The organism is Prescottella sp. D32, from assembly GCF_037287305.1.
Classification (GTDB): Bacteria; Actinomycetota; Actinomycetes; order Mycobacteriales; family Mycobacteriaceae; genus Prescottella; species Prescottella equi.
The window spans coordinates 980,623-1,005,490 of sequence record NZ_JARBSW010000001.1; the positions used below are offsets into that span (position 1 = coordinate 980,623).

Annotated in this window: 20 protein-coding genes; 15 read left to right on the top strand and 5 right to left on the bottom strand. The window is 70.1% G+C overall.

The window, feature by feature from the left end:
- Nucleotides 1-1,776: an Hsp70 family protein gene (locus PSS76_RS04365; protein WP_337455908.1), complete on the bottom strand. Its 1,776-nt coding sequence runs from the start codon at nt 1,774-1,776 to the stop codon at nt 1-3.
- 301 nt (nt 1,777-2,077) lie between these two features.
- Here PSS76_RS04365 and PSS76_RS04370 point away from each other — a divergent pair, with 301 nt between their 5' ends.
- From PSS76_RS04370 to PSS76_RS04380, 3 genes are all read left to right on the top strand, one after another.
- Nucleotides 2,078-4,561 (top strand): IniB N-terminal domain-containing protein, encoded by a 2,484-nt coding sequence (locus PSS76_RS04370; protein WP_337455909.1) that lies wholly within the window; start codon nt 2,078-2,080, stop codon nt 4,559-4,561.
- A 146-nt stretch (nt 4,562-4,707) separates the two neighbouring features.
- Nucleotides 4,708-6,552 carry a dynamin family protein gene (locus tag PSS76_RS04375; RefSeq protein ID WP_022597877.1) on the top strand — a complete coding sequence of 615 codons (1,845 nt, stop codon included), beginning with the start codon at nt 4,708-4,710 and terminating at the stop codon, nt 6,550-6,552.
- Nucleotides 6,549-8,096, top strand: a complete 1,548-nt coding sequence (locus PSS76_RS04380) for a dynamin family protein (protein ID WP_069855589.1) — start codon at nt 6,549-6,551, stop codon at nt 8,094-8,096. The genes PSS76_RS04375 and PSS76_RS04380 overlap by 4 nt, the downstream gene beginning before the upstream one ends.
- On the opposite strand, the gene PSS76_RS04385 is transcribed toward PSS76_RS04380, so the two are convergent.
- The gene (locus tag PSS76_RS04385; RefSeq protein ID WP_337455910.1) at nt 8,097-9,905 is read right to left on the bottom strand and encodes a penicillin-binding transpeptidase domain-containing protein; all 1,809 of its coding nucleotides are present in this window, start codon (nt 9,903-9,905) and stop codon (nt 8,097-8,099) included.
- 123 nt (nt 9,906-10,028) lie between these two features.
- Between PSS76_RS04385 and PSS76_RS04390 the strand changes: the two genes are divergently transcribed.
- From PSS76_RS04390 to PSS76_RS04405, 4 genes are all read left to right on the top strand, one after another.
- Nucleotides 10,029-10,925: a LysR family transcriptional regulator gene (locus tag PSS76_RS04390; RefSeq protein WP_005517683.1), complete on the top strand. Its 897-nt coding sequence runs from the start codon at nt 10,029-10,031 to the stop codon at nt 10,923-10,925.
- A complete protein-coding gene (locus PSS76_RS04395) occupies nt 10,922-11,815 on the top strand; it encodes a serine hydrolase (RefSeq protein WP_337455911.1) in 894 nt (297 codons plus the stop codon). Before PSS76_RS04390 ends, PSS76_RS04395 begins: the two co-directional genes overlap by 4 nt.
- 251 nt (nt 11,816-12,066) lie before the next feature.
- A complete protein-coding gene (locus PSS76_RS04400; protein ID WP_005517685.1) occupies nt 12,067-12,306 on the top strand; it encodes a hypothetical protein in 240 nt (79 codons plus the stop codon).
- Between the two features lie 32 nt (nt 12,307-12,338).
- The gene (locus PSS76_RS04405; RefSeq protein WP_005517686.1) at nt 12,339-12,488 is read left to right on the top strand and encodes a hypothetical protein; all 150 of its coding nucleotides are present in this window, start codon (nt 12,339-12,341) and stop codon (nt 12,486-12,488) included.
- Between the two features lie 33 nt (nt 12,489-12,521).
- On the opposite strand, the gene PSS76_RS04410 is transcribed toward PSS76_RS04405, so the two are convergent.
- Entirely contained in the window at nt 12,522-13,937 is a 1,416-nt protein-coding gene (locus PSS76_RS04410; RefSeq protein WP_337455912.1) for a phytoene desaturase family protein, read from the bottom strand.
- Nucleotides 13,934-14,506, bottom strand: coding sequence for a hypothetical protein (locus tag PSS76_RS04415; RefSeq protein WP_081205886.1), 573 nt, complete (start codon nt 14,504-14,506; stop codon nt 13,934-13,936). Before PSS76_RS04415 ends, PSS76_RS04410 begins: the two co-directional genes overlap by 4 nt.
- A 251-nt stretch (nt 14,507-14,757) precedes the next feature.
- Between PSS76_RS04415 and dnaK the strand changes: the two genes are divergently transcribed.
- Genes dnaK through PSS76_RS04435 form a run of 4 tightly spaced genes read left to right on the top strand, consistent with a single transcriptional unit; the run spans nt 14,758 to nt 18,810 of the window.
- Nucleotides 14,758-16,599, top strand: coding sequence for a molecular chaperone DnaK (gene dnaK / locus PSS76_RS04420; RefSeq protein ID WP_005517690.1), 1,842 nt, complete (start codon nt 14,758-14,760; stop codon nt 16,597-16,599).
- Nucleotides 16,596-17,165 carry a nucleotide exchange factor GrpE gene (grpE, locus tag PSS76_RS04425; RefSeq protein ID WP_005517691.1) on the top strand — a complete coding sequence of 190 codons (570 nt, stop codon included), beginning with the start codon at nt 16,596-16,598 and terminating at the stop codon, nt 17,163-17,165. Before dnaK ends, grpE begins: the two co-directional genes overlap by 4 nt.
- Before the next feature lie 34 nt (nt 17,166-17,199).
- Entirely contained in the window at nt 17,200-18,369 is a 1,170-nt protein-coding gene (gene dnaJ / locus PSS76_RS04430; RefSeq protein WP_064059138.1) for a molecular chaperone DnaJ, read from the top strand.
- Nucleotides 18,370-18,402: 33 nt separating this feature from the next.
- A complete protein-coding gene (locus PSS76_RS04435; RefSeq protein ID WP_005517693.1) occupies nt 18,403-18,810 on the top strand; it encodes a heat shock protein transcriptional repressor HspR in 408 nt (135 codons plus the stop codon).
- A 72-nt stretch (nt 18,811-18,882) separates the two neighbouring features.
- Here the strand turns inward: PSS76_RS04435 and PSS76_RS04440 are convergent, their stop codons facing one another.
- Nucleotides 18,883-19,746, bottom strand: a complete 864-nt coding sequence (locus tag PSS76_RS04440) for an endonuclease domain-containing protein (RefSeq protein WP_084979993.1) — start codon at nt 19,744-19,746, stop codon at nt 18,883-18,885.
- A 432-nt stretch (nt 19,747-20,178) separates the two neighbouring features.
- Here PSS76_RS04440 and PSS76_RS04445 point away from each other — a divergent pair, with 432 nt between their 5' ends.
- Genes PSS76_RS04445 through PSS76_RS04460 form a run of 4 tightly spaced genes read left to right on the top strand, consistent with a single transcriptional unit; the run spans nt 20,179 to nt 24,842 of the window.
- A complete protein-coding gene (locus PSS76_RS04445; protein WP_005517695.1) occupies nt 20,179-21,393 on the top strand; it encodes an ABC transporter substrate-binding protein in 1,215 nt (404 codons plus the stop codon).
- Between the two features lie 46 nt (nt 21,394-21,439).
- Nucleotides 21,440-22,297: a branched-chain amino acid ABC transporter permease gene (locus PSS76_RS04450; protein ID WP_005517696.1), complete on the top strand. Its 858-nt coding sequence runs from the start codon at nt 21,440-21,442 to the stop codon at nt 22,295-22,297.
- A gap of 2 nt (nt 22,298-22,299) precedes the next feature.
- On the top strand, nt 22,300-24,123 hold the full coding sequence (locus tag PSS76_RS04455; RefSeq protein ID WP_005517697.1) for a branched-chain amino acid ABC transporter ATP-binding protein/permease: 1,824 nt from the start codon (nt 22,300-22,302) through the stop codon (nt 24,121-24,123).
- Nucleotides 24,123-24,842 (top strand): ABC transporter ATP-binding protein, encoded by a 720-nt coding sequence (locus PSS76_RS04460; protein WP_013417170.1) that lies wholly within the window; start codon nt 24,123-24,125, stop codon nt 24,840-24,842. Before PSS76_RS04455 ends, PSS76_RS04460 begins: the two co-directional genes overlap by 1 nt.
- Nucleotides 24,843-24,868: the final 26 nt, after the last annotated feature.

Consider the following 24,868-nt stretch of genomic DNA (forward strand, 5'->3'; position numbering starts at 1 on the left):
CTACTTCCCGATCAGCAGGCCGGTCACCGGATCCACGACCGCACCGACGACACCGCCGACGACTCCACCGACGCCGTTCAGGACCGCGCCGACACCGTTGCCGACTCCCTCTGCGGCATTACCGAATCCGGTGCCGATCTGCGCGGGGGAGGGGCCCTGGACCGGAGCGGGTGCGGTGCCTCCACCGGCCGCCGGCGGCGGGGTGTAGACGGGCTGGGTCGGGGTCTCGCCCGGCGCGGGGTTGTCCGCGGTGGGGGCGGGGGCCGCCTCGGAGAAGGGGGCCGGGGATGCGACGCCCTGCGGCAGCGCCCGCCCGGTCGGATCGACGCCCGTCGCGGTGGACCCACTACGCGCCGCGACCGTCGCGGGATTCGTCGAGTTTCCGCCGGTGCTGCCGACGACGGTCACGGTCCCCGTCGGCGAGCCGTCGCCGGTCGGGCCCGCGCCGGTCGCGGCGTTCTCGGCGAGCGGCACCGACGATGCCGGGGGAGTGGACTGTTCGGGAGCGGGATCGGCGGCGGTTCCGATGGACAGACCCCCGGCGGCGAGCACGCCGATGGCTGCCGCGGACGCCGCGATGATCGCGATGCGGCGCCGGACGTTCGTGCCGCTGCGGGTGGAGTGCAGGCGCGACGGGAACACCGGCGTCAGTGGTTCGGTGGAGTCGCTGCCCCGCGTGATCCCCGTCGGTGCCGTGGGGACGGCCGGCGCGGCGACGTGGGCCTCGGCGTCGGCGGCGAGAAGCGCGGCGCCGAGGGCTGCCGTGTGCGCCGGGTTCGGCGCCGCGACCACGGTCATTCCCAGTTCGGAGGAGACGAGTTCGGCGAGCAGGGGGATCGCGCCACCGCCACCGGTGAGCAGCACGTGGTGGACGTCGCCGGGTTCGACGTCGGCGGAGCGCAGCGCTTCGCGTATCAGGTCCAGGGACGTGGTCAGTGGTGCCCGGACGAGGTCTTCGAGTTCGGAGCGGACGAGTCGTACATCCGTCTCGAGGTCGGGCAGGGCGACCGGGATGACGGCCTCGGTGTCGGTGGACAGGGCCTCCTTGGCTGCGGAACAGTTGCGCCGCAACATCGTCAGAGCCTCGAGGACGGCCGGATCGAACGGGTCGAATCCGGGTGTCCTTCCGGTGAGGTCGTCGAGCACGTGCCGGGTGACCAGATGGTCGAACTGCGCGCCGGTCACGTCCTCGGACCGCAGCGTCCGCCCGAGCAAGCCCGCCTCGGCGCCGGTGCCCATCACCGAGACGTCGAGCGACGCGGCCCCCAGGTCGTACACGACGACGACACCGTCGTCCTGCGGGCCGCGTGCGGATTCGAGCCATCGCAGGCACGCGGTGGCCTCGGACGCCAGGATCACCGGCGGCAGCCCGATGCGTTCGAGCGCGGACTCGAGAGCTCGAACCGTGTGGCTGTTCCACGGCGTCGGATGGGTGACGACGATCGGCGTCTGCTCGTCGGGGGCGGACTCGGTGTCCGCGCGGACCTCGTCGACGAGGCACGTGACGGCCGCCGCGAACAGGTCTTCTCCGGAATGCGCTCGACCGTCGGGACCGAGGAGGCCGACCGGATCGGCCACCCGTTCGACGAAGCCGGTGAGGCCCGCCCGGCCTGTCCCCGAGGAACCGAGCGTCGCGGTGCCGTCGGGCGACAGTTGGACGATCGTGGAGCGGGACGCGATCACCGAGGCGGTACCGTCTTCTCCCACGTCTCCGGCGCGGGTGACCGCGGCGTCCGAATTGGCCGTTCCGACAGCAATTCCGAGCCCTGCGGTCATGTCCATCTCCGATGCGTTCGGGGCGGGGCACGGCACCGCCGGTGGTATGCCGATTGTCGGCGGCGCCGCACCGAGCGTTACGGGAAACGTCTGCGGACATCGCAGGTTGGGGGCTCTCCCCCTATCCTCCGGCGATCCCCTATACGGGGTCGACGGGGTCCCCCTCGCGGCGCTCGGGGGGATCTGCCCCGTTACCCGCCGGCCGCCGAATTCGTAGCGTGGAAGGCACTCTCGCCGCGGTTCCTCGTCGGACTTCACGGAATCTGTGGCAGCCTGCTTTTCTACTGTCAGGAGCTTTCCCATGGCCAGCAACGCGGTACTCGACTTCATCCTCCGGCTTCTTCGTGACGAGGAGGCCGCCGCTGCGTACTGCGCGAATCCGCAGGCGTCGCTCGCGGCGGCGGGCCTCGGCGACCTGTGCCACGCAGACATCGCGGCCGTCGCCCCGATGGTCGCCGAGTCCGGACTCTTCGGAAGCGCGGCCGGCGACCTCGGCGCAATCCTCGCGGCGGGCACCACCGCGGCCGGCACCATCGGTGCGACCGCCGGTGGCGGCCTCGGACTCGGCGGCGGACTCGGCGGCAGCGCCGGTCTCGGACTCGGTGCCGGGGCAGGTCTCGGCCTGGGCGCCGCGGCAGGGGGCGGCTTCACCGGCGACTTCGACTTCGGCGGCGACATCGCCGCTGCCCTCGGGGCGGCGCTGGCGGCCGGTGGCTCGATCGGCGCGCAGTTGGGTGCGGCGCTGGGCGGCGCCTTCGAGGCCGCTCTGGGACTGGGCGGCGGACTGGACCTGGGCGGCCTGGCGGACATCGGCGGCTCGATCGACCTCGGTGGGGCGCTGGCCACGGCACTGGGTGGGGTGCTCGACGTCAACGGTTCGCTCGTCACCGATCTCGGTGCCGCCCTGAACGCGGCGTTCGCGGGCGTGGGCAGCTTGGATCTGGATGGACTCCTGTCGGTCGACGGCGGGTTGAGCGCCGCGCTCGAGAGCGCATTCGGGATCGGAGGTGCGCTGGGTGGGGAGCTCGGCGCCGCCCTCGGTGCGCTCCTGGGCGCGGCAGTCGAGGCCGGCGCCGAGCTCGGTGGGGGGCTCGGTGCCGGCTTCGACGCGGCACTCGACAGCGCCCTGGCGCTGGGCGGCAGCCTGGGTGGCGCGCTGGGCGGTGACCTCGCCGCCCAGCTGGGTACGTCGCTGAGCGGCCTGTTGGAATCGGCGCTGTCGATCGGCGGGTCGATCGGCGGCGACCTCGGTGCCGCGCTGGGCGGCGCCCTCGAACTGGGCGGCATGATCGACGTCGCCGACCTCGTGAACATCGACGGAGCCCTGGACCTCGGCGCCTCGCTCGGCGCCCTGCTGGGTGGCTCGCTCGGTGTGGACGGCGCTCTCACCACGGAACTCGCCGCGGCCCTCGGCGCCGCTCTGGACGGTCTGGGCAGCCTCGATCTGACCGGCCTGCTCGCGACCGGCGGCGGTCTGACGGCGGCACTCGAGAGCGCGTTCGGGATCGGCGGCGACCTCGGGGCACAGCTCGGAGCGGCCTTCGGTGGCGTTCTCGACGGTGTGGTCGAGGCCGCCGGTGGTCTCGGTGGCTCGTTGGAAACCGCGCTCGGTGGTGCCCTCGGCATCGGTGGTGACCTGTCGGCGGCGCTGAACGGCGCGCTCGAGTCGGCGCTGTCGGTGGGCGGCAGCCTGGGGACCGAGCTGGCCGGCAACATCGGCGGCGATCTGACGGCTGCGCTCAGCGGTGCCCTCGAATCCGTGCTCGCCGCAGGCGGTTCGGTCGGTGCGGATCTCGGTGCCGCACTGGGAGGAGCGCTCGAGGGCGGAATCGGCGGAAGTCTCGACCTCGACGGCCTGATCGGTGCGGGCGGTGATCTGGGTGCCGCGATCAGTGCCGCGCTGGGCAGCGCCCTCGACGTCGACGGCGCGCTCACCGCGACGCTGGGCACGGCGCTGGGCAGCGCACTTGCGCTCGGCGGCAGCCTCGAAGTGGGTGCGGGCGCCGACCTCGGCGGCCTGCTCGAGGGCGCGTTCGGTGTGGGCGGTTCCGCGGGCGCAGATCTCGGCGCCGCGTTGGGCGGCGTGCTCGGCGGCGGCCTCGAGTCCGGTGGCTCCCTCGACCTGGGCAGCGTGCTCGCCGGCGACGGCGGCTTCGGCACCGAGCTGGGTGGTGCGTTGAGCGGTCTGCTCGGTGCGGGCGGCTCGCTCGGCGGCGACCTGGGCGCGGCACTCGATGCGGCGATCGGGGCCGGTGGCGGTCTCGGTTCGACCGTCGATCCGGGCGGCCAGGTGGGTGGCGGTCTCGGTTCCACCGGTGACCTCGGCGCGGGCCTGGGCGGTGGGCTCGACCTCGGCGGGAACATCCTGGGCGACGTCTCCGGTGCTCTCGACGGCGCCCTGGGCGGCGCGGTGGATGCCGCGACGACGGCGATCGGGAATGCCCAGATCGGTGGCGACTTCGGTTCGAGTGCAGGCTTCGACGCTGGCGTCGACACCGGGCTCGACACCGGGTTCGAGACCGGCGTCGGCGCGGCGACCGGTGCGGGCGTCGCAGGAACCGGCGACATCGTGGCCGACCTCACCGGTGGCGTGAACTCGGCGCTGCAGGGCGCGCTCGACGCTGCCGGAAACGCGTGGTCCTCGATCGACGTCGACGCGTTCGGTTCGGGTCAGTCGGACGCCGGCCTGTTCGCGAACGGTCTCGGTGACCTGGGCGGGCACATCGATCCGGTCGTGGTCGATCCCGCGGCGGCGCTGGATCCGGGACACGATCTGCTGCCGTGACGCCAGGACACGGTCTGTAACGAACGGGGCCCCGTGCGCGCTAAGGCGAACGGGGCCCCGATTCGCATCCAGCGGACCGGCGGATCAGTCAGCACGCGGACGTCGGTGCGCGTGCAGGTCGGAAGAGAAGCGGGGCAGCGGGACTCATGGACAACGTCGGTAGCGCCACCTCGGAATCGGCTCTCACGAGCCTGCTCGATCGGACGTCGGAGATCGCGTCGTCCGCGGGCAGAGCGGATCTGGTGGATCGCCTCGCAGTGGTCCGGCGCCGCGTCGTCGACCCACGCTTCCGGGTCGTGGTGGTCGGTCAGCTCAAACAGGGCAAGAGCCAGTTCGTGAACTCGTTGCTCAACCTTTCGGTGTGCTCGGTCGGCGACGACGAGACCACGGCGGTACCGACGGTGGTGCAGCACGCCGAACAGGCGTCCGCCGAGCTGGTTCTCGCCGAGCCCGGTGGGGAGACGCGCCGGGTGGAGGTGCCGCTCGCGGAACTGGACTCGGTGACGCCGTCGACGCCGCTCGCGCAGGGCCGGGAGGTGCTGCGCCTCGAGGTGGGTGTGCCCAGCCCGCTGCTCGCCGACGGGCTGGTGTTCGTCGACACCCCCGGGGTGGGCGGTCACGGAAACCCGCACGCGGCAGCCACTCTGGGTCTGCTGCCGGGGGCCGACGCGGTCCTCGTGCTCTCCGACGCCAGCCAGGAGTTCACCGAACCGGAGCTGGCGTTCCTCCGACAGGTGACGGGTCTGTGCCCGGCTGTCGCGTGCCTGATCACCAAGACCGACCTGTACCCGCACTGGCGGCGGATCGTCGAGGCGGACGCCGGACATCTGACGCGGGCCGGCATCGACGTCCCGCTGCTGCCCGTCTCGTCGCTGCTGCGCTCGCACGCGATGCGCCTCGACGACCGGTCGCTGCACGACGAGTCGGGTTTCGCGGCGCTGTACGACTTCCTCCGGGAACGGGTCGTCGACCATGCGGCGGGTGGACTGCGCCGGGCCGTTTCGCTCGACGTCCATGCCGTCGTCGAGCACCTCATGCTCTCCCTCGGCAGCGAGCTCGCGGCGCTGCGCGATCCCGCGAAGGGCGCCGCGGCCGTCGCCGAGCTGCAGCGCGCGAAGGCCGTCACCGAGGAACTGCAGAAGAAGACGTCGCGCTGGCAGCAGACCCTCGCCGACGGGATCGCCGATCTCGCGTCGGACATCGATCACGACCTGCGCGACCGGCTTCGGCAGGTGACGCGGGAGGCCGAACGCGCCGTGGACGAATGCGATCCGGGCAAGGAGTGGGACGAGCTGGGGGAGTGGCTCGAGCAGCAGATCGCGCAGTCGGTGGGTGACAACTTCGTGTGGGCGCACGAGCGTGCGCTGTGGCTCGCGGAGGTGGTGGCCGAGCACTTCGCGGACGCGGGCACCGTGGAACTGCCACACCTGGACGTCGGGGATCTCGACAGCGTGCTCGATCCCGTCGCCGCACTCTCCGATCTCGAGTCGGGCCGCATCGGCATCGCCCAGAAGGTGCTGGTCGGGATGCGCGGCTCGTACGGCGGCGTGCTGATGTTCGGTCTCATCACGACGCTGATGGGCATGACCCTGCTCAACCCGATCTCGGTGGGCGCGGGAGTTCTGCTCGGTACCAAGGCCTATCGCGACGACCGGGAGACCCGGGTCGTGAAACGGAGGGCCGACGCGAAGGTCGCGATCCGGCGTTTCACCGACGACGTGAGCTTCCAGGTGGGCAAGGAGTCCAAGGACCGGCTACGGCTGATCCAGCGCCTGCTGCGCGACCACTTCACGGCCATCGCGGAACAGACGCTGCGTTCGCTCGGGGACTCGTTGCGGGCCGCGCAGGAGGCGGCGAAAGTCGAATCGACCGGGCGGACCCGGCGCGCCGGCGAGGTGGAACAGCAGATGGCCGTGCTCGAGACCTTGAAGGGCCGTGCGGCGCAGCTGTTTCCGGTCGACTCCGCCGCGAACGAGGAGCTGTCCGCATGACCGCCGCGATGACGCTGGGGCGCGCGCGGGACCTGATCGCCGCAGCCAAGGCCGCCTACTCCGACAACCCGGAGGCGCGCGCGCAACTGGCCGAGTGCGCGGCCCGGCTCGAGGAGCCGCTGCGCGTCGCGCTGGCCGGCTCGCTCAAGGCCGGGAAGTCGACGCTGCTCAACGCCTTCGTGGGGCAGGACATCGCCCCCACCGACGCGACCGAGTGCACCCGGGTCGTCACGTGGTACCGCAGCGGTACCACCCCGACGGTCACCGCCCGCTACGACGGCGACGCGTCGGCCAACGTGGCGGTACGCAGACACGAGGGACGTCTGACGTTCGACCTCGGCGACCTCACCGCGGACCGCGTCGACCGGCTGGACGTGGAATGGCCGGCCAGCGCGCTGGCGCAGACCACGATCATCGACACACCGGGCACGTCGTCGCTGTCGAAGGACGTCTCGGCCCGCACCTTTCGGATGCTCACCCCCGAGAACGCGGTGTCCGGGGCCGACGCCGTGGTCTACCTGCTGCGCAGCCTCAGCGCGTCCGACGTCCAGTTCCTGGGCCGGATCGGTGCGCACGTGGGTGGCGAGTCGGGTCCGCTGGGCGTGGTCGGTGTGGTCTCCCGGGCCGACGAGGTGGGCGCAGGCCGGGCCGACGCGATGATGTCGGCGCAGGAGGTCGCGGCGCGGTTCACCGACGAACTCGAGCTCACCGGGCTGTGCCAGGCCGTGGTTCCGGTCGCCGGGCTGCTGGCGCTGGGAGCACGCACGTTGCGGCAGAGCGAGTTCGCGGCCTTCGAGGCGCTCGCCCGGGTGCCCGACGCCGATCTGCAGCTCGCGATGCTGTCCGCCGACCGCTTCTGCCGCGACGACTCCGCGCTCCCGGTGGACGCCGCGATGCGACGTCAGCTCGCGGACCGGTTCGGGCTCTTCGGTATCCGCCTCGCGATCATGCTCATCCGGCTCGGTGTGAACGATTCCCCGGGCCTGGCAGCCGAACTGGTCGCCCGCAGCGGACTCGACGAGCTGCGGCAGGTGATCGACGTCCAGTTCGGTCAGCGCGCCGAACAGTTGAAGACGCACTCCGCGCTGGTGGCGCTCGAACGGGTGCTCACCGCGCACCCGGCCGACGCGACGACGCGCCTGCTCGACGAGGTCGGACGCCTGCTCGCCGACGTCCACGGGTTCCAGGAACTACGGATGCTGGGACGGCTGCGCAGCGCCGAGACCGGGCTCTCCGCCGAGGACCTCACCGAACTGCAGCGGCTCATCGGCGGGTTCGGCATCGATCCGGCGCAGCGTCTGGGCCTGGCGGCGGACGCGTCGATCGAGGACGGCCGGGAGGCCGGGCTCACTGCGGTGCGCAAGTGGCGCGAGCGGGCCGCGCACCCCCTGGTCGACCAGTTCACGGCGCGCGCCTGCCGCGTCGCGGCCCGCAGCGCCGAGGGCGCGCTGGCGGACCTGGGCGGTGTCGGCGGCGCCGGGGGCTACGGCGGGGCGATGCGGCTGGACCTCGACACCGGTTCGGTGCGGGTGACGCCCGCCTAGCTACTGCTCGTCGAGCGGCCGCAGGAAGTGCCCGGCGATGTCGAGGGCGGGACCGGAACTCTCCCCCGAGACCACCAGCACCGCGAACGCGACGGTGCCGCGGATCCCGACGAACCAGCCGTGGGAGTGCTTGCCGTCGCCGAACTCCGCGGTGCCGGTCTTACCCATCAGCCCGGAGATGTCGGAGAGGCTCGTGGCGGTGCCGCTGCGAACGGCCTCGGTCATCATGGCCTTCAGATCCCGCACGTGCGCGGGGTCGAGCTTGTCGGGCTCGTGGTCGGCGGTGGTGGTCTCGCCGCCGATGAACTGCGGCAACGGGGCGCTGCCGCGGGCGATCGCCGCGGCCACCATCGCCATCCCGAACGGGCTCGCGAGATTCTCGCCCTGGCCGATCGCGGCCTCCACCCGCTGTGCCGGGGTGTCCGCCGACGGCACCGAACCGGTGACGGTCGTCAGCCCCGGGGTCACGTAGTCGACGCCCAGGCCGAACTCGCGCGCCTGGTTCTGCAGCGCGTCGGCGGGCAGGTCGACCGCGAGCCGGCCCATCGTGGTGTTGCACGAGTGCGCGAACGCGGTGTGCAGCGGAACCCGGCCCAGATCGAACTCGTTCTCGTTGGGGATGACGCGCCCGGAGATGTTCGCGGTGCCCGGGCAGTCGACGACGCTGTCGGCGTTCACGGCGCCGCTCTGCAGTGCCGCCATCGTCGTGACGGTCTTGAACGTCGAGCCCGGCGGATACAAGCCGGTGAGGGCGATCGGCCCGGACCTGTCGGCGGGTGCGTTCTGGGCCACCGCGAGCACCTGGCCGTTCCCGGAATCGAGGGCGACCAGCGCGGCCGCACGAGGCTCGGTGTCCACCGCCCGCTGGGCGAGATACTGCAGCCGGGGATCGAGAGTCGTGCGCATCGCCGTCCCGGCGGGCGGATCGCCGCCGGCGAGGGTGCCGGTCACGCCGCCGTCGGCGTCGACGGCCTGGACCCGCCAGCCCGCCGAATCCTTCTGCCGGGCCTCCCATGTCGCCCGCAGCCCCGCCACGACCGGGGACGTCATCTCCCGATCGACGGTGAGCAGCCGCAGCTGGTCGGACAGGTGGATGCCGGGAATTCGTTCGAGGTCCGCGCGGATCGGTTCGACGTCCTCCTGGCGCAGCGTCACCAGGTCGATCCGCGCGTCCGGCGCGGTCGGCGCACCGGGGTCGGGCGGCGCGAGTTCGAATCCCGGCACGGCCTTCGCGAGCAGTGCGCCCAGGCGGGTGCGGACCGTGGGCACGACCGCGCTCGACTCGACGGCGACCACCGTGACCGTCCGCGGTTCCATCAACGCCATGCCGTTGGCGTCCAGCACCGCCCGGGTGTCGGTGACCGGCGTGTACTGCAACGCCTGGTCGCCGCGGAGTCGTTCGTTGACCACCGAGGCGGACCAGTCGACGCGCCGGGACCCGTCGGCGGTGGTGAGTGGCACCGTCGTCGAATAGCTCCACGTCCGGCCCCCGCCGAAGTCCCAGTCGGAGCGGTACGTGAATGCGGTGTCGTCGGCGTGCTCGACGGTGAAGTCGGCGTCGGTTTCCTCGCCGAGGCCGTCGAACGTCCGGCGCAGCACGTCGCTCGCGCCGTCCGGGTCGTCGGTGAGCGCCGCGGCCGCTGCCACGTCGGCGCCGCCGAGGGCACCGACGAACTTCTTCGCCACCTTCTCACCGGAGTCCGGCCCGCCCAGCATCCCGCACGACGTCAGCGTCAGCGCCGCGGAGAGCACCAGCGCCCCGCGCCTCCATCCGACCGGACCGACCGGGTTCGTCCCGATGGGGGTCATCGTCACTCCGCTCGCTCGACGTCGATACCGAGTGGCAGCGAAGCATCGACGCCCAGGTCCAGTCCAATATGCTATCGGGGTGAGCGTGATAGTCGATCAGAATAATTGCAGTTCAGAGTCGTAATGAACCTGCTGCTACATCTCGAATTCTTCGTCGCGGTGGCCGAGGAACAACACTTCGGCCGCGCGGCCGCGCGCCTCGGGATGACGCAGCCGCCGCTCAGCCAGGGCGTGAAGAAGCTCGAGCGCGAGCTGGGCGTCACCCTCTTCCACCGAGGATCGAAGGGTGTCGTGCTCACCGCGAGCGGGCACGCGCTGCTTCCCGACGCGATCGACCTGGTGCGGCAGGCGGGGCGGTTCACCGACACCGCCAGACGCCGCAGGGTCCAGGACCGCACGCTGCGGGTCGGGGTGATGCCGAAGGTGCCGACCGCCCTCGTCGCCGATGTCGCCGCGACCCTCCGGACGTTCGACGAGCCGGCGCGGGTCGAGGTGAGCATCGCGCCCAGCACCGACCTCGTCGACCAACTGGCCGCGGGCGCGCTCGACCTCGGGGTCATCGAACATCCGGCGCTGGTGGACCCGCTCACCGGTACCGACGTCGTATCGCTGCCGCTGACGCTGCTGGTCCCGGCGTCACATCCGGCCGCCGCGCAGGACCCGTGCGGGCTGTCCCGGCTCACGGGCCTGCGGTTCGCGTCGCCACCACGATCCGACGGTCCGGCCGCGTACGACCTGCTGGACGACGCGTTCGCGCGTGTCGGCGCCGACCTCGACGTCGTCAACGCGCCCGACGACCGATGGGCCCTCGCGCTCGTCGCGGCCGGCCAGGCCTTCGCGCTCACCGCGGACCGCACCCTCGATGCGACCGGGGTGGCGCGGGTCCGTCCGGGCGACGACTCGATCCGGCTACGCCTGCGCTGTCTGCGGTCATCGTCGGCGGACGTGCCGGACGGCGTGCTCGACGCCGTCGCCACCCGGATCGCCGTCTACGCGGCGGGCGGGCAGGTGACATCGTGACGGCGACCGGTCGCGTCGCGGACGTGTTCGCCGACGCCGCAGTCCGCGGTTGGATGCACGCCGTCCCGGTGTCGGGCGGTCGCGCCGGGGTGGACATCGGGGTCGGCGCCGACGACCCGGTGGTCACGGCGTCGGTATACAAGTTGCCGCTCGTCGTCGCGTTCTGCCGCCTCGTCGACGCCGGCGACCTCGACCCGCGGGAACAGGTGACGCTCGACCCGTCGACCCGGACCACCGGACCCACCGGCGTCTCGCAGATGTCGGATCCGGTGCGAATGTCGCTACGCGACATTGCGCGGTCGATGATGGCGATGTCCGACAATGCGGCCGCCGACGAACTGCTCCGCCGCGTCGGCGTGGACCGGGTGAACGAAACCATGCGGTCCCTCGGGCTGTCGTCCACCCGGATCGTCGGTGGCACGTCGGACATTCTCGAGTCGCTGGTGGCCGACACCGGCACGCGTTCGCCCGCCGAGGCGTTCGCCGCGATCGGCGACAACGACAGCGTCGTGTTCCCCCGTGGCTACGATCCGGTGCTGTCGAGCGCGACGACGCCGCGGGACATGACCACGCTGCTGTCGGCGGTGTGGAGCGGTGCCGTGCTGTCCGCGGACCAGACGGCTTTCGTGCGCGCGGTGATGGCGAGTCAGATCTTCACGGCGCGACTACGGTCCGGGTTCCCGTTCGCCGACGTCGTGGTGGCGGGAAAGACCGGAACGCTCGGTGCGGTCCGAAACGAGGTGGGTGTCATCGAGTTTCCCGACGGCGACGCGTTCGCGGTCGCGGTGTTCACGCGTGCCGCTCGCGCGGACGCGTTGTTGCCCAGGGCCGATGCGGCGATCGGGCAGGCGGCCCGCACCGCGATCGCGGAACTGCGCAAGTTGGCCTGATCGGGCGGGCGCCGGCACCCGGTCCGCGAAATCCTCGCCCCGTCAACTCGAGTGGCGGAAACGTTCTCGAGAACCGACGAGTCCTGCCGCAGCCGTGAATCATTCACAGAGCTGTCCACAGGTGTGAGTGGTCGGTTTCCGAGCCTTGCCGGAGAAGTGCTGTCCAGCAGAACACTCCGCCAGCCGTCATGATGGAGATCCGGCCGGAAACCTTGCGAACGACGAACAGGCGGAAACGAGGTGGAGATCTGATGACGACTCGAGGAACGGGAAGTCGCAACGAGGCCGACCGAGTCACGTTGAACGCGATCGCGGCGAGTCTGGACGCGATGATCGGCAGCGGCGCGAGCTCGAAGGCCGCCGGCGTCTCGGGCGCGGACCTGCGCCGGGACTTCGGATTGGTGCACAAGTTCCTGACGGCATACGACATCGGCCAACCCGGGCTGGTCGACGCCGACGAGTTCGACCGACTGGTTGCGCAGTACACGTAGCCGTACCCGACACGAACGGAGGAACGAGACGAATGACCCCTGACGAGAAGAACCGTGAAACCGCTCGAGAAGACGTCGAGTCCGATCCGGGTGGGCGCGGGACCTGGGCGGAAGAGGGCGGCGCGACCCCGCAGGGACCGGCGACGGACGCCGGCCCCGACTCGAGGGACGAGCGCGACTGATACGAAACCCGTTCTCGAGAAGTAGGGAACGGACTAGCGCTGCAGCATGCGCAGCGCCGACAGTGCCGCGTTGTGCCCACCCATGCCGTGCACTCCGCCGCCGGGCGGTGTCGATGCCGAACAGATGTAGACGCCGGGAATGCCCGTCGAGTACGGATCGAGCGCGATCCGCGGCCGGGACAGCATCTGCACCGGATCGTTGGCACCCGACGCGATGTCGCCGCCCACGTAATTCGGGTTGTAGCGGGGCATCTCGGTAGCCGACCGGGCGAAGGCGCCCACGATCCGGTCGCGCACGCCCGGTGCGAAACGCTCGAGCTGACGCAGGATCGCCTCGGTGGCGTCCCCGGGATAGCCGTGCGGTACATGCGCGTAGGTCCACACCGGGTGCACATCGCCCGCGGAGCGGGACGGATCGGCGAGATACTGCTGAGCGACCAGAACGAACGGCCGCTCCGGCATCCGGCCGCGGTGCACGTCGCGTTCGGCGGCCGTGATCTCCTCGAGGGTGCCGCCCACATGCACGGTGCCGGCACGGCGGCACGCCGGATCGCGCCACGGGACGCCACCCTCCACCGCGAGATCGAGCTTGAACGCCGCCGGGCCGTACCGGAAGCGGCGGTACGCCCGTGCGACCCGGCCGGGCAGGAGGTCGCCGGCCAGGTCCGCGACACCGGTGGGGGACAGGTCGAGCAGCGTGACGTCGGCGCGGGGCAGCTCGCCCAGCGAGCGGACGCGTCGGCCCGTCTCGATACGGCCGCCGTGTGCCCGCAGCAACGACGCCAGCGCGTCGGTGACGGCGCGGGACCCGCCCTTGGCGACGGGCCACCCGTAGCGGTGGCCGGCACCGAGCATCAGCAGCCCCGCGGCCGCCGTCGTGGGACGGGTGAGGGGGTAGTAGGCGTGCGCGGCCACCCCGGCGAACAGGGCGCGGGCCTGGTCGGTGCGCCAACGTCGGGCCGTGAGCGTCGCGGGCGCGAGCGCGCCGATTCCGAAACCGGCCAGTGCGATCGGATGGCGGGGCAGGTGGGCGATCGGACGGAGCACCTCGGCGGCGATGTCGTCGAAGCGATCGGCGATGGGGCCGAACAGTTTCGCCCACGCCCGGCCGTCGGGCCCTAGGCGGCCGGCCGTCTGTTCGAGGGACCGCACGAACACGGCCGCGACCGCGTCGTCGAGCGGGTGCGCCAGATCGATTTCGGGGTAACACCATTCGAGCCCGTGCGCGGCGAGGTCGAGGGAGCGGAAGAAGGGCGACGCCACCCCCATCGGGTGGACTGCCGAACAGTCGTCGTGCAGCAGGCCCGGGGCCAGTCGCTCGGTGGTGCGGGTGCCGCCCCCGATCGTGTCGGCGGCCTCGTAGACGGTGACCCGCACCCCGCGCAGCGCGAGCGTCACCGCCGCGGCCAGTCCGTTGGGGCCGGCGCCGACGACGACTCCCTCGGTCATCGGACCGCGTCACCCCGCTGACGGAGCCATGCCGAGGCGGCCCCCGTGTAGAGCAGGGCCGTCCCCACGGCGGCCAGTCCGGCCTGCAGCAGCGGCGCCCAGGTGAGCGCGTGGAGTGTGAGGTCGCCGGCATCGGCGAGCACACTCCACGCCGTCACCGCCCCGGCGACGGTGAGGACGGCGACCGCGGTGAGCCACACCCGGCCGCGACCGCTGCGCAGTCGCACGATGCCGAGCACGGCGGCGAGGACCAACAGCAGTCCGACGCCGCCGACTCCCAGCACGGTGAGTCCCGCCACCTGGTCGACCGTGGTCGGATCGGCCGTCGGGTTGCGTGAGCCGAGCCCGGAGGCGAGGGCGTCGACGACGGCGTCGTACTCGATTCCGAGGGCACCGGCCAGGATCGCGAACGCCGCGAACGAGAGGGCCCAGGTGGTGACCGCCGCGCGCAGGCTCCGCGGTGCGGTACCCGGATCGACCGCGCGGACGTGCAGCGGCGCGACCGCTACGTCCGGACGGGGCGGTCGGGGGCGGTGCGCGGTGGCCTCGGGTTCGCCGGTGGTGTCCACGTCCGAATCGTATCCAGCGTGGGGAACGAATCGGCGGAACCGGAACGTTCGACGGGCCGGGAACAAACTCGCCACCGCGCCCGTTGAGCCTATCGAGAACCTGAGTGTAAGAGACTCAACTTTGGAGTTGACTTCGATCGAGGTCGGATGCAAACTTGAGTCGAATACGCTCATCTGAGGTTCGTCAGGTCAGTGTACGGATCGGAAACCGCAGCTCACAAAGCTGCAACAGAGGGAAGTGAGGGATCACTATGGCTCGTGCGGTCGGAATCGACCTCGGGACCACCAACTCGGTCGTGTCTGTGCTCGAAGGCGGCGAAGCTGTAGTGGTCGCCAACGCCGAGGGCTCGCGCACCACCCCGTCGATCGTCGCCTTTGCCAAGAACGGCGAAGTGCTCGTCGGTCAGCCCGCCAAGAACCAGGCGGTCACCAACGTCGACCGCACCATCCGCTCGGTCAAGCGCCACATCGGCACCGACTGGACCGTCGAGATCGACGACAAGAAGTACACGCCGCAGGAGATCAGCGCCCGCACGCTGATGAAGCTCAAGCGTGACGCCGAGGCCTACCTCGGTGAGGAGATCACCGACGCGGTCATCACCGTCCCCGCCTACTTCGAGGACGCGCAGCGCCAGGCCACCAAGGAGGCCGGACAGATCGCAGGCCTGAACGTCCTGCGCATCGTCAACGAGCCCACTGCGGCCGCGCTGGCTTACGGCCTCGACAAGGGCGAGAAGGAACAGACCATCCTGGTCTTCGACCTCGGTGGCGGCACCTTCGACGTGTCCCTGCTGGAGATCGGCGACGGCGTCGTCGAGGTCCGGGCGACCTCCGGTGACAACCACCTCGGTGGCGACGACTGGGACGAGCGCGTCGTGTCGTGGCTCGTCGACAAGTTCAAGGCGCAGAACGGCATCGACCTCACCAAGGACAAGATGGCCCTGCAGCGTCTGCGTGAGGCTGCGGAGAAGGCCAAGATCGAGCTGTCCAGCTCGCAGAGCACCTCCATCAACCTCCCGTACATCACCGTCGACGCGGACAAGAACCCGCTGTTCCTCGACGAGCAGCTCACCCGCAGCGAGTTCCAGAAGATCACCTCCGATCTGCTGGACCGCACCCGCGCGCCGTTCCAGGCCGTGGTCAAGGACTCGGGCATCGCCGTCAAGGACATCGACCACGTCGTGCTCGTCGGTGGCTCCACTCGTATGCCGGCCGTCTCCGACCTGGTTCGCGAGCTCACCGGTGGCCGTGAGCCCAACAAGGGCGTCAACCCGGACGAGGTCGTGGCCGTCGGTGCCGCGCTCCAGGCCGGTGTCCTCAAGGGTGAGGTCAAGGACGTCCTGCTGCTCGACGTCACCCCGCTGTCCCTCGGCATCGAGACCAAGGGTGGCGTGATGACCAAGCTCATCGAGCGCAACACCACGATCCCCACCAAGCGGTCGGAGACCTTCACCACGGCGGACGACAACCAGCCGTCGGTGCAGATCCAGGTGTTCCAGGGTGAGCGCGAGATCGCCTCGCACAACAAGCTCCTCGGATCGTTCGAGCTGTCCGGCATCCCGCCGGCCCCGCGCGGTGTGCCGCAGATCGAGGTCACCTTCGACATCGACGCCAACGGCATCGTGCACGTGACCGCGAAGGACAAGGGCACGGGCAAGGAGAACACGATCAAGATCCAGGACGGCTCCGGTCTGTCCAAGGAAGAGATCGATCGGATGATCAAGGACGCCGAGGCGCACGCGGAGGAGGACAAGAACCGCCGCGAGGAGGCCGAGGTCCGCAACCAGGCCGATTCGCTGGTGCACCAGACCGAGAAGTTCATCAAGGACAACGAGGACAAGGTGCCCGCCGACGTCAAGGAGAAGGTCGAGGCCGCGATCACCGAGGTCAAGACCGCTCTCGCCGGGACCGACATCGCCGCCGTCAAGGCTGCGGTGGAGAAGCTGTCGACCGAGTCGCAGGCCCTGGGCCAGGCGATCTACGACGCCCAGGCCGCCGATTCCGCCGCCGGTGACGGCGCCGGACAGGCCCAGGACGGCGACGTCGTCGACGCCGAGGTCGTGGACGAGCCGACCGATCAGGACAAGAAGTGACGGCGGAGAACCCCGAGCGCGAGGTGACCGCCGACGACCAGGTCACGGACACCGCCGACGCCACCGCCGCGGCCGCCTCTCCGGAGGCGGCCGAGGCCGGCGCGACGGAGTCCGACGACCTGAGCGCCATCACCGCCGAACTCGAGAAGGCCAGCACCGAGCTGGGCTACGCGAAGGCGGAGATCGCCAACATCCGCCGCAACGCCCTCGCCCGGATCGATCGGGCCGTCGAGGACGAGCGGGTGTCGGTGGTGTCGAAGTTCCTCGACCTCGTCGACGACCTCGACCGGGCGCGCGCCCACGGCGACCTGGAGACGGGTCCGCTGAAGGCGCTGTCGGACAAGCTCTCCGGAGTGCTCGACGGGCTCGGCCTGGCCGGGTTCGGCGAGGAGGGCGACCCGTTCTCCCCGGATCTGCACGAGGCTGTGCAGATGGAGGGCAACGGCGACAACCCCGTGCTCGGGAACGTGCTGCGCAAGGGCTACCGCCTCGGAGACCGGGTTCTCCGCACGGCGATGGTCACCGTCACCGACGGCGAGCCTGCAGCCGATGCGGCAGCCGAGTAGATAGACACACAACAGTGAAAGGAGGAGGCGCCCAGTGAGCCAACGGGAGTGGATCGAGAAGGACTTCTACAAGGAACTGGGCGTCTCCTCCGACGCGTCCGCCGACGACATCAAGAAGGCGTACCGGAAGCTGGCGCGGGATCTGCATCCTGACGCCAACCCCGGCGACACCAAGGCGGAGGAGCGGTTCAAGGCGGTCAGTGAGGCCAACGCGGTTCTCTCCGATCCGGCCAAGAAGAAGGAGTACGACGAGGCCCGTCGGCTCTTCGCGAGCGGCGGATTCGGCCCCGGCGCCGAGTACTCCACCGGCGGTGGTGGATTCGGTGGCGGCGGCTTCGACTTGGGCGACCTGTTCGGTGGCGGCGCCGCCGGCGGCGACGGTGGACTCGGCGACATCTTCGGCGGGCTGTTCAACCGGAGCGGCGGCCGATCCGCCTCGAGCACACGACCGCGCCGCGGCAGCGATGTCGAGACCGAGACCACCCTGGACTTCCGCGAGGCCGCGCAGGGTGTGACCGTCCCGCTGCGCCTCACGAGCCCGTCCGCCTGCACCACCTGCCACGGCAGTGGCGCCAAGCCGGGTACCAGCCCGCGAGTGTGCCCGCGCTGCAACGGCACCGGTGTCGTGAGCCGCAACCAGGGTGCATTCGGATTCAGTGAACCGTGCGACGACTGCCGCGGCACCGGATCGATCATCGACGAGCCGTGCAGCGACTGCCACGGCAACGGTGTCACCAACCGGACCCGCACCATCACCGTCCGCGTCCCCTCCGGGGTGAGTGACGGTCAGAAGATCCGTCTTGCCGGCCAGGGCGAGGCCGGTCTGCGCGGCGCGCCGTCCGGCGACCTGTACGTGACCGTCCACGTCCGCCCCGACAAGGTGTTCGGGCGCAACGGCGACGATCTGACGCTCGTGGTTCCCGTGAGCTACGGCGAACTGGTGCTCGGCACCACGCTGTCCGTTCCGACGCTGGACGGCCGGGTGGGCGTGAAGGTTCCCGCCGGTACCGCGGACGGACGAATTCTCAGGGTGCGAGGGCGCGGTGTGCCCAAGCGCGGCGGAGGCGCCGGAGATCTGCTCGTCACCGTGAAGGTGGCGGTTCCGCAGAAACTCGACGATCCCGCCATCGAAGCCCTCCGGACGTACCTGGAGGCGGAGAAGGCCAGCGGATTCGATCCGCGAGCAGGATGGGCCGGGGCCTGACCGGCTCCGAACCGATCGGACAGGTGAACCATCATGAGCGACAAGCCACGCAAGAAATCGGAGGTCCCCGCGGACCCCGACGCGCGGGTGTTCGTCATCTCGGTGGCCGCCGAACTCGCCGGCATGCACGCGCAGACGCTGCGCAACTACGACCGGCTCGGACTGGTCACCCCGCACCGCACCACCGGTGGTGGACGCCGGTACTCGCCGCGGGACGTGGCGCTGCTGCGTGAAGTGCAGCGCCTGTCCCAGGACGAGGGCGTCAACCTCGCGGGCATCAAGCGCATCATCGAGCTGACCAATCAGGTGGAGGCGCTGCAGAACCGCGTCGACGAGATGGCCGCCGAGATCGCGCGCGTCCACGCGAGCTACCGCCGCGAACTCGTACCCATCCCGCGCAGCAACGCCCTCGTCGTCTGGAAACCGCGCAACCAGCGCTGATTTCGGGCCTCCAACGGGAATCCACGGCACACCTTCCGCCCGGAAGCGTGCCGTGGATTCCCGTTCGGCTTTTCACACCGGGGCGCCGGCGTCGCGTAGAACGCGGGTCACCTGCGCGATCAGCGTGGCCCGGCCGTGGATCAACTGCCGGGCCTTCACCCGGATCACCCGCCACCCCGCTGCCTCGAGCGCGTTCCAGCGTTCGACGTCGCGGTTGCGCTGCTCGGGTTCGAAGTGGTGATCACCGTCGTACTCGACGATGACGCCCCACTGTTCCCACACCATGTCGACTCGGCCGACGAAGCGGCCACGATCCCGGATCGCCAACTGAGTGCCCGGGCGGGGGAGGCCGGCCCGGACGAGCGTCAGCCGGGTCCTGGTCTCCCACGGTGATTCGGCGCCCTCGTCGGAGGCGTCGATCACGGAGCGCAACTGCACGATTCCGCGAGCACCCGGGTGCCGTTCGGCAAACGACGCGAGTTCGGCGCGGGTGGTTCCCGTCGACTGGTAGAGCGCGTCCACGATCTCCACTGCCCGGTCGAACTCGAGTCGACGTCCCAGATCGAATGCCGTACGCAGCGGGCTCGTCAGCGCGACGCCGCCGCGGGAGGCGACCTCGGCCGCCGGGATCGCGTCGCGGTAGAGCGCGATGCCGGGTGGCGGACGAAGGTGGTCGGTGGACGCGAGCGCGCCGGGCGCAGCGCCGTCTATCCATTTGGTGCCCCACAGGGCCGCGGCGGAGTGTCCCGCGAGCGCGCCGCGGCCGCCGGCCCAACACCACACCGCTCGGGCGCGCAGGCAGGCGTCGACGTCGAGATCGTTGCGTACGTAGGTGTCCGGGTAGAGGCGGGTGTAGTGGCGACGCAGGCCGCGTCGACTTACCAACCCCCGGTCGAGCGCCACGGTGCCACGGAAAGGTTCCAGGAGTGCGGTCATGCCGAAACCGTTGCCGCGTGATCCGACGGGAAGTCGGTTCGGGAGACGCGTTCGAGAATCGTTGTGGAATTGCCGGGAGCTGTGGACAACTCCTCCGCCGGTCGGCGAACGGGAGTTCAGGACACGCGGTGGCCCGGGATCCGTGCCGGGGCTTCCCGTTGGCCGCTTCCCACCCCGTGGGGCTCCCGGTTGACGTTACCTATGTCACACCCATATGCTCCCACTCAATCAAGTGCTTGGTGAATCAAGCAAGTGCTTGATGGGAAGTGCTCGGTCGGTGAGACAGTGCAGTTCGACGTGTCGGGGCGTCTGCTGCGCCACTACCGGTTGTCAAGGTAGGGCCCTCGTGGTCGTCGGCCGGGCATTTCTGCGTCCCAAGACGCCAAGCGAGCGCTTGGTTTTGTACGTAGCGGGTGTTCTAGGAGGGCAGTCATGAAGAGTCGGCGTCCAGTTCTCGTCGCGGCAGTGGCCGCGTCGGTGTTGACGATGGCCGGGTGTGGAAGTGCGGATTCCGCCGAGGCCGGCGGTGCCGATCAGCCGTACCGCGTGCTCGTCACCGGCGGCATCAGCGCGCAGGGTGTCCTCAAGGCCAACGCGGACACGTCGATCCTCGCGACCAAGGCCGGCGTCGAGGTGCAGAACCAGGCGGGCGGCATCGGCGGCCGCAAGATCGAGCTGACCGTCGTCGACGACGCCGGCGACGCCACGATCGCGGTCACCAAGGTGCGCGAGGCGATCAACAAGCAGAAGCCGGACCTGGTCCTCAACTCCGGCCCGTCGTCCGTCGGCGCGGCCGTCCTGCCGATCCTCAAGCAGAACAAGATCCTCTCGTTCAACGTTGCGCCGACGCAGGACTCGACGGATCCGTCGAAGTTCCCGCTCAACTTCGACCTCGCGCCCGGTGCCGCCGACAATGCTCGCGGCATCGTCGGTCACGCGAAGGAGAAGGGCTACGACAGCATCGGCGTCATCCACGGCAGCACCGCCTACGGCGAGCTGTTCGGCAAGGAGATGACGACCGCGCTCGAGTCGGCAGGTCTGAAGCAGGCCGGCAACGAGGAGTACGAGGCTACCGCCCTCGACATGACCGCCCAGCTGCAGGCGCTCAAGAACGCCGGTGCCAAGGCCCTCGCGGTGGACGCCTACGGCGCCCCGCTCGGCTACCTCCTGCAGAGCATGCAGCGTCTGGGCTGGGACGTGCCGCTGGTCGGCAACACCTCGGTGGCCAGCACCAGCCTCGTCGCGAACGAGCCGCCGAACGGTGTCCTGGGCACCCCTGAGGTCAAGAACCTTGTCGCGCAGGTCTTCACGAGCACCGTGTACGACCCGGACAACGCGGCCGTGAACCAGATGGTCGACACCATGGCCTCTCTGGGCACCATCCCGTCGACGCTCATCATCGCCGACAACTACGACGCGTTCCCGCTCGTCGCCGCGGCCGCGGAGAAGGCCGGCACCACCACCGACGCCGAGAAGCTCGCGCAGGCACTCGAGACCGAAGAGGTCCAGGCGAACGCCAAGACCGCGTTCCTGTCGCGCTACAACTTCACCGCCGACAACCACGGTCCCAACCCGAACCAGGACGAGATGAAGTTCATCGCGCCCACCAAGGTCGTCAACGGCCAGTTCGGTAACCCGGCGGCATGAGTTCCCTGACCAACGCTCCCTCCGCGACGCGAAGGAGGTTCTCGCAGTGACGATTCTGTGGTCGGGGCTCGCCCTCGGCGCTGTGTACGTGCTCGTCGCCATCGGGTACAACATCGTGTTCGTCTCGTCGAACACCTTCAACTTCGCGCAGGCGCAGTTGATGATGGTCGGCACGTTCGTCGCTTACACGGGTCTGGTGACCCTGAAGCTTCCCGTGCTGGTCGTCGCCGTCATGGCGACGGTGACGGTGATGGTCCTCGCCGCGATCGAGGAGGTGGTCGCGATCAGACCGGTCGCCGACCACCAGAACCAACTGGTGACGACATTGGGCGCGGCGACCCTGCTCAACGGCGCGACGCAGTTGATCTGGGGCAGCGAGCCGCTGACGGTTCCGTTCTTCGGATCGAACGATCCCATCACCCTGCTGGGTGGGCGCACGTATCCGGTGGAGATCGCGCTGCTGGTGCTGTCGATCGTGCTCGTGATCGCGCTGGGACAGCTGAGCAAGCGGACCATGACCGGTCTGGCGCTGATGGGTGTCTCGGAGGACCGCGAGGCCGCGATGCTCCGTGGCGTGAACGTGCGCCGGATCGCGATGGGCGCGTTCGCCTTCTCCGGTGCGCTCGCCGGCGTCCTGGGCCTGTTCGTCGGCCCGAAGACGTTCGCGGTCGCGACGCTCGGCGCGGCACTCGCCCTCAAGGGCTTCGTCGCACTGGCGATCGGTGGATTCGGTTCGCTGCCGGGCGCTCTCATCGGTGGCCTGACTGTCGGACTGGTCGAGTCGTTCACCGCGCTGTGGTTCGGCAGCCAGTACAGCAACATCGCCGTGTTCGTGGTGCTGATCGTCATCCTGATGGTCAAGCCGGCCGGGCTGTTCGGCACGGTGAAGGAACGGGTGGTGTAGCCATGCAGATCTGGCGGACTCTCCGCGCGATCCCCAGCTGGATCTTCGCGCTCGTCTTCGGTGCCGCGGTGTTCTTCGCGCCCATGCTCGGCATGGACGCCACCAACACCCGTCAGCTGCAGCTCGCCTGCATCCTCGCCCTGGTGGTCAGTGGTCTGAACCTCAGCCTCGGCTACGCAGGCGAACTCGCACTCGGTCAGGCCGCGATGTACGCGGCCGGCGCGTACACGGCCGGGCTGCTGTCACAGGCCGGGCACACCGAGATCCTGCTGCAACTGGTGGCCGCCGGTGCGGTCGCGCTCCTGGTCGGCATCATCACCGGTATCCCGGGTCTGCGCCTGGGCAGTTGGTCACTGGCGATGACGTCGTTCTTCCTGATCCTGTTGGTGCCCGACATCCTGGCGATCTTCGGTGGCAACACCGGTGGCCGTAACGGCCTGTCCGGCATGGAGCCTCCGACGCTTTTCGGGCAGGACATCGACAAGGACTTCTACTACCTCGTCGTCGGCGTGACGATCCTGTGGTTCGTGGTGATGCGCAACCTGGTGGTCTCGCGTCACGGCATCGCGTTCCGCACGCTCAAGCAGTCGCCGGTCCTCGCCCAGTCCCAGGGCGTGTCCGTGTACCGGATGAAGCTGCTCGGCTACGCGATCGGTGCCCTGCCGGCCGGTCTGGCGGGTGCGCTGTTCGCGAACACCGACCTGTTCATCTCCCCGGAGGCGTTCGGGTTCACGTTCGCCACCGCGGTGCTGGCGGCGTCGATCCTCGGTGGCTCGGCCAGCGTGTACGGCGCGGTCATCGGTGCGGCCATCATGCAGTTCGGCCCCAACCAGTCCACCGCGTTCCAGGAGTACTCGCTGCTGTTCTACGGCGGCTTCCTGATCCTCGGTGGGGTGCTGCTCTCGGGCGGTCTGACCAAGGTGTTCCGCGCCCTGGCGACCAAACTGGACCGCAAGTCCGGCATCGGGGCGATGGAGCGGCCGGAGCCACGGGATCCGAACGAGATTCCGGTCGTGGCGCCGATCTCCGGGTCCACCCTGGTGGTCGACGGCATCTCGAAGGCGTTCGGCGGCAATCAGGCGCTGAAGTCGGCGACGCTGCGCGCCGAGCCGGGGCAGGTGACGGCGTTGATCGGCCCGAACGGTTCGGGCAAGACGACGATGCTGAACATGATCTGCGGCTTCTACACCGCGGACGCGGGCCGGATTGTCATCGGCGACACCGAGGTTCAGAAGTTCTCGTCGCACCGGGTGGCACGGGAGGGCGTGGCCCGCACGTTCCAGACCCCGAACATCCCCGAGAACGTCACCGTGCTCGAGGCGGTCGCGTCGGGTCGGTACATGACCGACCGGGCGTCGATGATCTCCGCGATCCTGCGGCTGCCGAGCTTCCGCAAGGTCGCCAAGGCGGACATCGCCGAGGCCGAGCGGGTTCTCGAGCTCGTCGGTATGTCGCACCTGCGCAACGAGGTCGCCACGTCGCTGCCGCTGGGCATGCGGCGCATGCTCGAGGTGGCCCGCGCGGTGATCGCCGAACCGCGCGTGCTGCTGCTCGACGAGATCGCGTCCGGCATGGACGAGGACGAACTGGTGCGGTTGTCGGTGCTGATCCAGGCACTGCGCGACGCCGGAGCCACCGTGCTCCTGGTGGAGCACAACTTCCGACTGGTCCTCTCGCTCGCCGACACCATCGTCGTGCTGGCACAGGGACAGGTCATCGCGTCCGGCCCGCCCGCGGAGATCGAGCACCACCCTCGGGTGCTCAGCGAGTACCTCGGTGTCGATCCCGACAGCGGCACGGCCTCCGAGCTGGAGAAGGTGGAGTGATGAAACCGGTTCTGAGCGTTCGGAATCTGCAGTCCGGTTACGGTGACCTGCGGGTGGTGTGGGACGTCTCGTTCGACGTCTACCCGGGGCAGGTCACGGCACTACTGGGCCGCAACGGTGCCGGCAAGACCAGCACGCTGCGCGCCGTCTCGGGCCTGAACAAGGTCCACGGCGGCACCATCGAGATGGACGGCCAGGACATCTCCGGTGTCGCCGCGCACCAGCGGGTGCGCCGCGGGATGGCGTACGTGCAGGAGGGCAAACGGGTCTTCCACAAGCAGACCATCGAGCAGAACCTGCTGCTCGGCGGCTACACGCGGAAGATGAGGCGCAGCGCGCTCAAGCCCGACGTCGAGCGCATCTACGAGATGTTCCCGATCCTGGGTGAGAAGCGGAACCTGCTGGCGGGCTCGATGTCCGGTGGCCAGCAGCAGATGCTTGCGATCGGTGCGGCACTGATGTCGAACCCGACGCTGCTGCTCCTCGACGAGCCGTCCGGCGGTCTCGCCCCCGTCATCGTCAACGAGGTGATGGAGCGGGTGCAGCTGCTCAAGGAGACCGGCCTGGCCGTGCTCCTCGTCGAGCAGGCCGTCGAGGCGGCGATGAGCGTCGCCGACCACGTCACCGTCCTCGACATCGGCAAGGTCGTCATGGACTCGCCCGCGGCGGAGATCGACGACATCGCGGTCCTCAAGGACGCGTACTTCGGGCGCGTCTGACACACCCCGCCGAACGGGAGTTCCCG

Excerpts from the sequence above, each read along its gene's own strand:
- PSS76_RS04365 (WP_337455908.1), bottom strand. The coding sequence starts at position 1,776 with ATGACCGCAGGGCTCGGAATTGCTGTCGGAACGGCCAATTCGGACGCC.
- PSS76_RS04370 (WP_337455909.1), top strand. The coding sequence starts at position 2,078 with ATGGCCAGCAACGCGGTACTCGACTTCATCCTCCGGCTTCTTCGTGAC.
- PSS76_RS04375 (WP_022597877.1), top strand. The coding sequence starts at position 4,708 with ATGGACAACGTCGGTAGCGCCACCTCGGAATCGGCTCTCACGAGCCTG.
- PSS76_RS04380 (WP_069855589.1), top strand. The coding sequence starts at position 6,549 with ATGACCGCCGCGATGACGCTGGGGCGCGCGCGGGACCTGATCGCCGCA.
- PSS76_RS04385 (WP_337455910.1), bottom strand. The coding sequence starts at position 9,905 with ATGACCCCCATCGGGACGAACCCGGTCGGTCCGGTCGGATGGAGGCGC.
- PSS76_RS04390 (WP_005517683.1), top strand. The coding sequence starts at position 10,029 with ATGAACCTGCTGCTACATCTCGAATTCTTCGTCGCGGTGGCCGAGGAA.
- PSS76_RS04400 (WP_005517685.1), top strand. The coding sequence starts at position 12,067 with ATGACGACTCGAGGAACGGGAAGTCGCAACGAGGCCGACCGAGTCACG.
- PSS76_RS04405 (WP_005517686.1), top strand. The coding sequence starts at position 12,339 with ATGACCCCTGACGAGAAGAACCGTGAAACCGCTCGAGAAGACGTCGAG.
- PSS76_RS04410 (WP_337455912.1), bottom strand. The coding sequence starts at position 13,937 with ATGACCGAGGGAGTCGTCGTCGGCGCCGGCCCCAACGGACTGGCCGCG.
- dnaK (WP_005517690.1), top strand. The coding sequence starts at position 14,758 with ATGGCTCGTGCGGTCGGAATCGACCTCGGGACCACCAACTCGGTCGTG.
- PSS76_RS04435 (WP_005517693.1), top strand. The coding sequence starts at position 18,403 with ATGAGCGACAAGCCACGCAAGAAATCGGAGGTCCCCGCGGACCCCGAC.
- PSS76_RS04440 (WP_084979993.1), bottom strand. The coding sequence starts at position 19,746 with ATGACCGCACTCCTGGAACCTTTCCGTGGCACCGTGGCGCTCGACCGG.
- PSS76_RS04445 (WP_005517695.1), top strand. The coding sequence starts at position 20,179 with ATGAAGAGTCGGCGTCCAGTTCTCGTCGCGGCAGTGGCCGCGTCGGTG.
- PSS76_RS04455 (WP_005517697.1), top strand. The coding sequence starts at position 22,300 with ATGCAGATCTGGCGGACTCTCCGCGCGATCCCCAGCTGGATCTTCGCG.
- PSS76_RS04460 (WP_013417170.1), top strand. The coding sequence starts at position 24,123 with ATGAAACCGGTTCTGAGCGTTCGGAATCTGCAGTCCGGTTACGGTGAC.